Consider the following 10197-nt stretch of genomic DNA (forward strand, 5'->3'; position numbering starts at 1 on the left):
TTACACGTGCAATGCTCTATCTTCAGTGGCAGCTAACGCTGCTTCTTTGATCGCTTCTGCAAATGTTGGATGTGCATGTGACATACGCGCAATATCTTCTGCTGATGCTCTGTATTCCATAGCTACGACAGCTTCTGCAATTAAATCGGCTGCTCTGGCACCAATCATATGTACACCTAAGATTTCATCTGTTGCTTCATCTGCTAAGATTTTGATAAAACCATCCAAATCCATACTTGCTCTACTTCTACCTAAAGCGCGCATTGGAAATTGACCTGCTTTATACTTGACACCAGCATCTTTCAATTCTTGCTCTGTTTTTCCAACCGCGGCAACTTCTGGCCATGTGTAAACAACTCCTGGAATTAAATTGTAATCGATATGTGGTTTTTGTCCTGCAATAATTTCTGCAACCATTGATCCTTCTTCTGAAGCTTTGTGTGCTAACATTGCTCCTTTAACCACATCTCCAATTGCATAAATGTTTGAAACGTTTGTTTGTAAATGAGCGTTTACTTCTACTCTACCACGATCGTCTAATTTTACACCAGCGGCTTCTGCATTCAATCCATCCGTATAAGGACGTCGTCCAACAGATACCAAACAGTAATCTCCTCTGAATTCTACTTCTTCTCCTTTTTTATTATCTGCTTTAACCACAACCTCATCACCAACACGTTCTACAGATTTTACTCCATGTGAAGTATTGATTTTGAATTTTTGCTTCTTTAATACTTTCGTTAATTCCTTAGAAAGTCCAGCATCCATTCCTCCAATGATTCTATCTGCATATTCAATTACCGTAACTTCTGCACCAAGACGCTTGTATACTTGTCCTAATTCTAAACCGATAACACCGCCACCAATAACTAAAAGATGCTTTGGAATCTCTTTCAATTTCAATGCTTCTGTAGATGTAATAACTCTTTCTTTATCTAAAGTGATAAATGGTAAGTTAGATGGTTTACTTCCAGTAGCAATGATGATATTTTTTGCTTCTATTTCTTCAGTAGTACCATCATTTTTGGCGATGTTTACGTGTGTAGCATCTTTGAAACTACCTAAACCTTCGTATACATCAATTTTATTCTTTTTCATCAAGAAATCAATTCCTCCTGTTGTTTGATCAACTACAGCTTGTTTACGAGCAATCATTTTTTCAAGATTTACTTTTACATCTCCTGAAATTTCGATTCCGTGCGTATCAAAATGCTTGATAGCCTCTTCATAATGGTGTGAAGAATCTAGCAATGCCTTTGACGGAATACAACCTACATTTAAGCAAGTTCCTCCTAAAGTGCTATATTTTTCAATAATTGCAGTTTTCATCCCTAGTTGCGCGCAACGTATTGCAGCAACATATCCACCAGGACCAGAGCCTATTACAGCTACATCGTATGAATTCATATTTCTTGTGTTTTTTGAACTATTTTGTTTTTCAAGAATACAAAAGTACAACTATTTTAGTGTTCAGCAAGGCTTTGTTGTTAGATTGTTAGATGCGTGTTGTTCTTGGATATTTAGACTCGCTTTACTATGATATTTACTTCTTCAGTTGGAAGTGTTTTTGCCCTATGAAATACAGTTAAAAATTATAATTATTCGAAAAAGTATCATAAATAAAAAATCTCAGGTAGATAACTTACTTACCTGAGATTTAATCCATTTTTAAGACTGCAACGAAATAAGGTGTGAACGAAGAAAAAAGTTATAAAAACTTATCTTCTTGCATTAGGAGCTGTATAGCCACCTTTGCTGGTGTTTCCGTTTGTTCCAACTGAGTTATTTCCGCGAACTGCAAGGATTCCTGCTACATGTGGAGATGCCATAGAAGTTCCTGAGATTCTGTTGTACTGTCCGTTTAACCAAGTTGACCAAACATCTGTACCAGGAGCCCATCTATCTACTGAAGCACCAAAGTTAGAAGAACCATTTGGAGTGATATTACGTCTAAGGTTACCAACCATCCAAGTACGGCTAGTTTGTAAACGTTGTGGAGAATAATATAATGTATTATCATTACTGTTTCCTGCTGCTAAAGCACCATAGATTTTATTATCTAATGTTGTAAATGCATTATCTATTGCTGCATTTGTTCTTCTTGTACGGTAACCAACAGAGTAATTAAATACGTCTCCTGCTATTGAATTGTTATACGTGTAATCAACACCAGCAATAATTCCAGCATCAGAACCACTTCCTTGTGTTCCGCCTAGAACCTTAATTGCTACTAATGTAGAACCATACGCTACTCCAATCACACCAAAACCATTAGCTTTTGCTCCTATTGTTCCTGCAACATGAGTTCCATGACCGTTTCTATCAACCCAGTTTTCTCCTGGATAGAAACTTGCAGATAATCCTGTATCAATCGTTAAATCTGGATGTTGATCGATTCCTGTGTCAATTACAAATGCATATCTGTTCGTACCTGTATTGTTACCTCTACCTGTATAATCTACACCCCATGGCAAAAAGTCTCCACTTGGTAAAAAGCTATCTGCTTTATTAATTACTTCGCTTTGCGTTGGTAATTTTACTCCTTGAGGATTTTTTGGCTTAGGAAAGTTACTCACAACTCTACGATTTGGCTCAATAAAATCGATAGTTTCGTCCCTTAATAATACCTCTACATCGTCAACAGATAGATTTTTAGCATGAAAACCTTGAATTGCGCCCGTGTAGACAAATCCTAGGTTTTTTTCCCCTCTACCGATTAACTTTAATGTAGCAATTGATCTTTCTTTGTAGTAATCTTGAACTTTTTTTAATTCAGGAGTTAACCCTCTTCTCGTAGCGGTATAACTCATCTTACTGGTTGTTGCATCTTTTTTGTATACTATAATGTATTCACCTGGTATAACTTCTGCTTGGTCAAGCTTTTTATCAAGCAAATCAGTTTTTCCTTTTATCAAGTCATCGGTTGTTTCATCGTTATCCGTTGAACAAGATGTAATAAATACTAACAGTAATACATAGAGTAATTTGAAATTGTTTTTCATGTTATTTAATTTATTGGTTATCAGCAATATTATCTATAACTTTTTAATGTTTAAGAAAAGTTCTACTTACTCTTTTTATGGTTTTATTATTTTTTTAACAAAAAAAATATTGATACCTTAATGAGATTGTTAAAAAAAGTAGTTAAAATAAGGGGGGAGTTGCATAAATGCAACTTAGTTGCATTTTTTGTTAGAAATACTACATACTGAATAAAATATCATTAATTTATCGTATGTCAACTTATTTGACACGTATTGTTCTTAAGTTTTTAGAATCAAATTACTCTTAAAATGCTTCACTTTGATGAGTTTAATGCTAACTCTTTTAGATTATTCTATAAATATTCCAGCTATTTTTAGTGTTTCTTTTTGTGATTCAATACTTAAGATTAATTCTTTATCCATTAAAATTAACATGAGTTCATCTCCTTCTAATCGCACTTCTGTTAGCTTCTTATCTTTTACTTTTTTATGAATAATTCCAAATATTTCTAGATGTTTTTCCATAGAAATAATTTCTTGAAAATGTTCCATGGTTTGTGTTTCGATAAACTGCTTCCACCCTTTTTGATTTTTTTCCTGAATGACCTTTAAAAACTTTGTGGCTAACTGTTCAACTTCAGCTTTATCAAGGTTTACTTTCCGAGCATTTCCAAGTTCAGTATTCGGTTCATAATCTTTTCTTAGTAGAATTCCTGCTATTTCCATATTGATACGATCGTAATCTCCAGAAATGGCATTGTTCATAGAAAATATGACAATATCTTCCGTAAGGTATCTCCAAAAGTCTGCAAAGAACACACCGTTTCCTCCATTGTGCGCTATCAATTCTGTATTTCTAGGTGTTGAAAAAATTACCCAACCATATCCATAATATGAACCAGCATCTTCACCTTCTTCTATATGTTTTGTATACATTTTTTGTTTGGCTGCTTCATTCAATATAGTTGTTCTTTCCAAAGCTTTATGCCATGCATACATGTCTTCTACTGTTGACAAAACACCGCCATTTCCTTTTAAATGCCAAGAAGGTCCATGAACATCCCATTTTTTATTTGGCCTTCCAAAGGTTTTGGTCGTTCTATAACCAATCGCTACATCTTTTTGATTATAATTTGGACGTTCATAACCAGTTTGATACATTTTTGCAGGTTTCCACAGGTTGCTATATAAATATTCTTCATATGTTTCGCAAGAGACTATTTCAATAATCATTGCTAATAGTGTATATCCAACATTCGAATATTTGTAAGATGTTCCGACGTCAAACGCTAATTTTTGTTTGAAGGTTTGTGCTAAAAAATCTGCTGCTGTAATATACTGATAGTCGTCATCAATAGCAGCTGGTAAACCTGCAGCATGCGTCAATAAATGATGGATTGTAATGGATTGTTTATCTTTCGGCACATTTTTAAAATACTTTGAAATTTTATCATCAACGCTCAATTTTCCTTGCATTTCTAATTTTAAAATTCCTGCCGCTGTAAATTGTTTCGTAATGGAACCTGTATCGAAAACAGTACCTTTGGTATTTTGGATATTACGTTCTCTATCCGACAAACCATATCCTTCTGAAATAATTTTTTGTCCTTTATATGCCACCAAGACACTTCCTGAAAACCCGTTTTCCTCTAACGTTTCTAGGTACTTTTCTATTTTCTTTTGTGCCTCATTTGGAGTTACATGCTGTCCCAAACAACGTACATGCATCCAAATCAAACATACAATTACTAGTAGTTTTTTCATAATGTTCGTTTTTTAAATTCTCTACGAATGTATTTGGATCAATCAGCGTTTACAATAAAAAGGTACCACAATACTTATTAATGGTATATACAGCTTGTAATATGCATTTCCTACCATTTCACGATACATTCATCACATATTGTGTTTTAGAGAGAGCTATCTACTTTTTTAAACTTATTTTTGAATATGAAAAAAATCATTTCTATAGGACTAAATGTAGTTTTTTGGGCTATTTGCTCCTGTGTTATTTTTATGATTTTTAGTCCTGTGAATCGTGAAGTTGAAATTATTGACGGTGTTGAAACTGTAGAAATTCACTATGATTCTTTGGCTATTTATGGTACGAGTATCGGCTTACTTATCAAAAAGATTCTGTACTATGTAAATGTCTATTTTCTATCAAAATTTATAGATCAGAAAGCTTTTGGAAAGTATTTGTTTTTTCTAGTAATAGCTGTTCTTACAGGTTTTCTGTTAGATTATCTTAAGTCAGGTTTTATTTATGGCTTTGAATTTTATGTGCTTGAAACATTTTTAATTAATGTGTGGCTTTACATTTTTTTTGCAGGAACTTCTTTTGTGCATTTGATGATTTTGCGTTGGCAAAAAGAAGAAGATCTAAAACAACAATTGAAAGAAGATCAACTGGCAGCTGAACTGAAACTTTTAAAGTCGCAGATAAACCCGCATTTTTTGTTTAATGCATTAAACAATATGCTATCTATCGCAGAGAAACACCAACAGACAGAAGTTTCCAGTAGCAATCCACAGTTGTCTGACATGCTTCGTTTTTTGTTATATTCTACTGGAGACGATCGTATTCCTGTGGAAAAAGAGGTACATTTAATAGAAAATTATATTGAACTTAATAAACTCCGTTTCGATAGCAACGATCCAATAGATATAAAATATACAGTAGATTCTACAATCCTAGACAAAACAATTACGCCTGCTGTTTTTATTCCTTTTGTTGAAAACGCCTTCAAACACGGAGTTTCCATTTATGAACCTTCGTATGTTCATATTTCTATAGCGATAAAAGATGGAGAATTGGTTTTTGAATGTCGGAATTCTATAGTTTCGACAATTAAAAAGGATGATTTTTCTAAAGAAGATTCAGGTGTTGGATTGCAAAATGTAAAAAGAAGATTGGCTATTTTGTACCCAAATAAACATTCATTAGCTATAACAGAAACACAAAATATGTATGATGTTATTTTAAAACTATACCTGTGATTTTAAAAGCGATTATTATTGATGATGAGCCAAAAGCCATTGATTTACTTGAGAATTACTGTGAGCGAATTCCAACCATTCAATGCATGAAGTCTTTTCGGAATCCTATTGAAGCCTTACAATATATAGATAAACAACAACCTGATGTTGTATTTTTAGATATTAACATGCCAAATTTATCAGGAATACAAGCTGCTAAAATTATTCCAACCAAGACACATATTATTTTTACAACCGCGTATGCAGAATATGCTGTAGAAAGCTATGAGTTAAATGCTAGTGATTATTTATTAAAACCCATTACTTTTCAACGTTTTGTAAAAGCAATTGACAAGTTGAAACCACATGCAATTACGAAAGAAACATCGAGTGCAAAGAAAATTATCATTAAAAGTGGTTATCAAACATTTCAAATAGCGCCAAACACGATTCTATTTTTAAAAAAAGAAGGGAATTATATGACCTATCAAACCACTTCAAAGAAAATTTTAGCAAGAGAAAGCATCGCAGAAGCACTGAAGAAGCTACCCGAAAATTTTATTCAAGTACACAAATCCTATATTGTACGTTTGGAAAGTATTGAGCTTTTTGATCAAAATCATGTTGAAATTAATACAATAAAGATTCCTGTAAGCAAAAGCTATAAAACCATTTTAAAAGAAAAACTACACTGAATTAGGTTGGGAATCCTAACATTGCGCCCATTCCTACCGTAAACAACCAACTTCCATAAATGGCGTGTTCTATTGAAACTAGCAAAGTAGAACGTGTTCGCTGAAACGTCCAAGCGAATAAGATCCCTCCTAAAAATGTTAAGATTAATACCAGCGTGCTCTTAAAAAGCAAATGGGCAAGACAGAAAACTATAGCATTGATAAATGTTAACATTTTTGGATCTTTAAATAAGGATTCATACCGTAAAAAGAAAAATGTACGATAAATCAATTCTTGTGGATATACTGATAATAGGCTGTACACTAACACAATTATAATCCACATAAAAGGTTTGGTACGTACTACTATAAACAGATTAGAAGCATCTGTAAAATAGACATATGCAGTGGTTAGTATACTAATAATGATTAACAAAACCAGTGTTCGTTGCCAAAATAGTTTCCAATTTAATAGCTTGTTGATTTTAAATTCTTGTTTTTCTACTTTTAGCAATATCCAAATAATATATATAAAACCTGTAAGCACTAGTCCCGCTTTTACATACGGTGAATACTCCAACACCAAACTTACAGGCAATGCAACAAATAGCAGGAAGAATTCTGTAAGTTTATATGAAGTACGTTGTAACTGCATTTATGCTGCTTTTTCTTTGATTTCTTGTTGAATTTGTTTGGATGTTTTTCGAGAACCATCATGACTCCAACCTGGCGGATAAAAAATGTACTTGAGTCGTTGTTTCCAATTGATATCTGGTCGTTTCACATCTTTCCAAATCGATTTCCATTCATGAAAAACAATATTGACAGGTCCTTTATCATCCAATTTTGAAGTCAAACCATATTTAATAGGTTCATAATCATCTTCTTCTTTTTGGAAAGTTCCAAACAAACGATCCCAAATAATTAAAAACATCCCCATGTTTTTGTCTAAATATTTTCCATTTGATGCATGATGCACTCTGTGGTGCGATGGCGTGACTAAAATCCATTCTAAAAAGCCCATCTTCTTAACAGATTCAGTATGTACCAAAGTTCCATAGATTTGCAAAATAGCATACGCAGCCATAATATGCAAAGGATGAAATCCTAAGAATGCTAAGGGACAAAAGAATAAATAACGGTATAAAGGTTGAAAAACCGAAGCTCTAAATCCTGTAGAAATATTAAAGTATTCCGAATTGTGATGTGTTACATGCATTGCCCAAAAGAAACGACTGTAATGATCTACATAATGTTGCATGTAATACGCAAAATCTTGTAAAATAAAGACACCAATCCAATACCAAAGCGTAAATTCTAAATCAAATACACGATAGTAATAAAAGAATAACATGATGGCAAATGAAATTCCTTTCATCAACAAGTCTAATCCAAAATTACAAAGCGCAACATAAAAATTTGTTGCGGTATCGCCAACAGTATATATTTTTCGCTTTACATAATATGAATATAGCATTTCCCCTATAATTGCAGTAGCGTGAATAGGAACGCTCAACATATATATAAATTCTTGCGATAAATAATTTTCCATGTACTCTTAAAAAATAAAAATAAGGAGATTCTGTATTATACGGAAATTGCGGTTGTGTGTTTTACTTCTCCAATGACAAATATACTATGTGTGTTCCCAATATTAGGTATTGCCGTTAATTTTGTTACCATAAAGTATCTGTAAGCTTCCATATCTTTGACCAAAATTTTTAAAATATAGTCATAATCGCCACTCACATGATAGCATTCTAATACTTCTTCAAGTTTGATGATTTCTCGTTCAAATTTCATCACAAACTCTTTTGAATGCTGCGTTAAACGTACATGACAATACGCCATAAAACTTTTTGCAATCGGTTTTTTATCAAGCAAAGCCACATACTTTTTAATAATACCTTCTTTTTCAAGTTTCTTGATTCGTTCGTATACGGCAGTTACGGAAAGGTTCAGTTTGTTCGAAAGTTCTTTGTTTGTTTGCTTACTATCATTTTGCAATAGCGCTAATAATGTTTTATCGGTTTGATCGAGTTTTAACATGTAAAAAAATCTATAATTCTAACTTTTAATAAATCTAATAAGATATATTTTCATATAAATTATAAATATATAGTTTTATTTTCTTTTATATTAAATTTTAATTGATTTTTAATCTAATAAATCTGAATTTTGATTGTCAATAAAAAGTAAAATTATGAAATTTAATCCCGCAAATAACATTCAAGATTTACAATATTTTGGGGAATTTGGAGGAGTCAATCCTTCGATCTCTGACTCATCTACCTACACATTTTTGTCAGCAAAAACAATGTTTGATACGTTTGAAGGCAATGCGGATGGTTGCTATTTATATTCACGACATACATCTCCAAGCAATTTGTATTTAGGAGAAGCACTGGCGGCTATGGAAGGTACAGAAACTGCTAACGTTTCTGCTTCCGGAATGGGCGCTATTACTCCTGTATTATTACAATTGTGTAAAAGTGGCGATCATATTGTGTCTAGCAGAACAATTTACGGAGGAACCTATGCTTTTTTAAAGAATTTTATACCACGATTCAACATTGAAACTTCTTTTGTAGATATTACTAAATTGGACTTAGTAGAAGCTGCTATTACACCAACTACAAAAGTATTGTATTGTGAAGCTGTGAGTAATCCACTATTGGAAGTTGCAGATATTGCAGCACTTTCAAAATTGGCAAAAAAATATAACCTTCAGCTAGTCGTAGACAACACCTTTTCTCCTCTGTCGATTGCACCTGCAAAGTTAGGAGCTGATATCGTGATTCATAGTTTAACTAAGTTTATTAATGGCGCGAGTGATACTGTTGGTGGTGTTGTGTGTGCTTCACAAGCATTTATTGATCAATTGCGCAATGTAAATGATGGTGCTGGTATGTTGCTAGGTTCAACAATGGATAGTTTGCGTGCTGCTTCCGTATTAAAAAATTTACGAACGCTACATATTCGCATAAAGTTACATAGTACTAATGCTATGTATTTGGCAAAAATGTTTGAAGCAGATGGATTAAAAACGGTATATCCAGGATTACCATCGCATCCATCCCATAAAGTATTTAAAAACATGATGAATGTCGATTATGGTTTCGGGGGTATGTTAACCATTGATGTTGGTTCTATTGACAAAGCCAATGATTTGATGGAATTAATGCAACAAAAAAATTTAGGGTACCTAGCAGTGAGTTTAGGTTTTTATAAGACACTATTTAGTGCGCCAGGCACTTCAACTTCTTCGGAAATTCCAGAAGATGAACAAGCAGCAATGGGTTTAACAGATGGCTTAATTCGTTTTTCTGTCGGATTGGATAACGATATCCAACGAACGTATACCATCATGCGTGAATGTATGGAAGAGCTCGGCATACTAAATCCTATTTTGAGCTAAGCAAACTCCCTTTGAACTTACCTTCATTAAAGGAAACTGTTAGAAAGCAGTTTCCTTTTTTATTTTCTGACATATTGAAAGCAAAGAAATAATTCATACGCTTATGAACGTGTTTGCACACATTTGTCAATTTTGTAAATCT

Annotated in this window: 9 protein-coding genes; 3 read left to right on the top strand and 6 right to left on the bottom strand. The window is 33.2% G+C overall.

Annotated elements, in window-relative coordinates:
- The 3 genes from lpdA to MK119_RS21100 form a co-directional block, all read right to left on the bottom strand.
- Complete coding sequence (gene lpdA / locus MK119_RS21090; protein ID WP_290683093.1) at positions 1-1407, bottom strand: dihydrolipoyl dehydrogenase; 1407 nt, start codon at positions 1405-1407, stop codon at positions 1-3.
- Between the two features lie 311 nt (positions 1408-1718).
- On the bottom strand, positions 1719-3002 hold the full coding sequence (locus MK119_RS21095; RefSeq protein ID WP_290683095.1) for a S8 family serine peptidase: 1284 nt from the start codon (positions 3000-3002) through the stop codon (positions 1719-1721).
- 330 nt (positions 3003-3332) lie between these two features.
- Positions 3333-4748 carry a serine hydrolase domain-containing protein gene (locus MK119_RS21100; protein WP_290683097.1) on the bottom strand — a complete coding sequence of 472 codons (1416 nt, stop codon included), beginning with the start codon at positions 4746-4748 and terminating at the stop codon, positions 3333-3335.
- 186 nt (positions 4749-4934) lie between these two features.
- Here MK119_RS21100 and MK119_RS21105 point away from each other — a divergent pair, with 186 nt between their 5' ends.
- Together MK119_RS21105 and MK119_RS21110 are read left to right on the top strand one after the other, a co-directional pair.
- Entirely contained in the window at positions 4935-5984 is a 1050-nt protein-coding gene (locus MK119_RS21105; RefSeq protein WP_290683099.1) for a histidine kinase, read from the top strand.
- Positions 5981-6658, top strand: coding sequence for a response regulator transcription factor (locus tag MK119_RS21110; protein ID WP_290683101.1), 678 nt, complete (start codon positions 5981-5983; stop codon positions 6656-6658). Before MK119_RS21105 ends, MK119_RS21110 begins: the two co-directional genes overlap by 4 nt.
- Before the next feature lies 1 nt (position 6659).
- Here MK119_RS21110 and MK119_RS21115 read toward each other — a convergent pair whose 3' ends face one another.
- The 3 genes from MK119_RS21115 to MK119_RS21125 are packed head-to-tail and all read right to left on the bottom strand — an operon-like array spanning position 6660 to position 8686.
- A complete protein-coding gene (locus MK119_RS21115; RefSeq protein ID WP_290683103.1) occupies positions 6660-7292 on the bottom strand; it encodes a CPBP family intramembrane glutamic endopeptidase in 633 nt (210 codons plus the stop codon).
- Entirely contained in the window at positions 7293-8189 is an 897-nt protein-coding gene (locus tag MK119_RS21120) for a sterol desaturase family protein (protein ID WP_290683105.1), read from the bottom strand.
- 35 nt (positions 8190-8224) lie between these two features.
- Positions 8225-8686, bottom strand: a complete 462-nt coding sequence (locus MK119_RS21125; RefSeq protein WP_290683107.1) for an Lrp/AsnC family transcriptional regulator — start codon at positions 8684-8686, stop codon at positions 8225-8227.
- Positions 8687-8840: 154 nt separating this feature from the next.
- Between MK119_RS21125 and MK119_RS21130 the strand changes: the two genes are divergently transcribed.
- Positions 8841-10055 carry an aminotransferase class I/II-fold pyridoxal phosphate-dependent enzyme gene (locus MK119_RS21130; protein ID WP_290683109.1) on the top strand — a complete coding sequence of 405 codons (1215 nt, stop codon included), beginning with the start codon at positions 8841-8843 and terminating at the stop codon, positions 10053-10055.
- The last annotated feature ends 142 nt before the right edge of the window (positions 10056-10197 follow it).

The sequence above is a fragment of the Kordia sp. genome, from assembly GCF_022447245.1.
GTDB lineage: Bacteria > Bacteroidota > Bacteroidia > Flavobacteriales > Flavobacteriaceae > Kordia.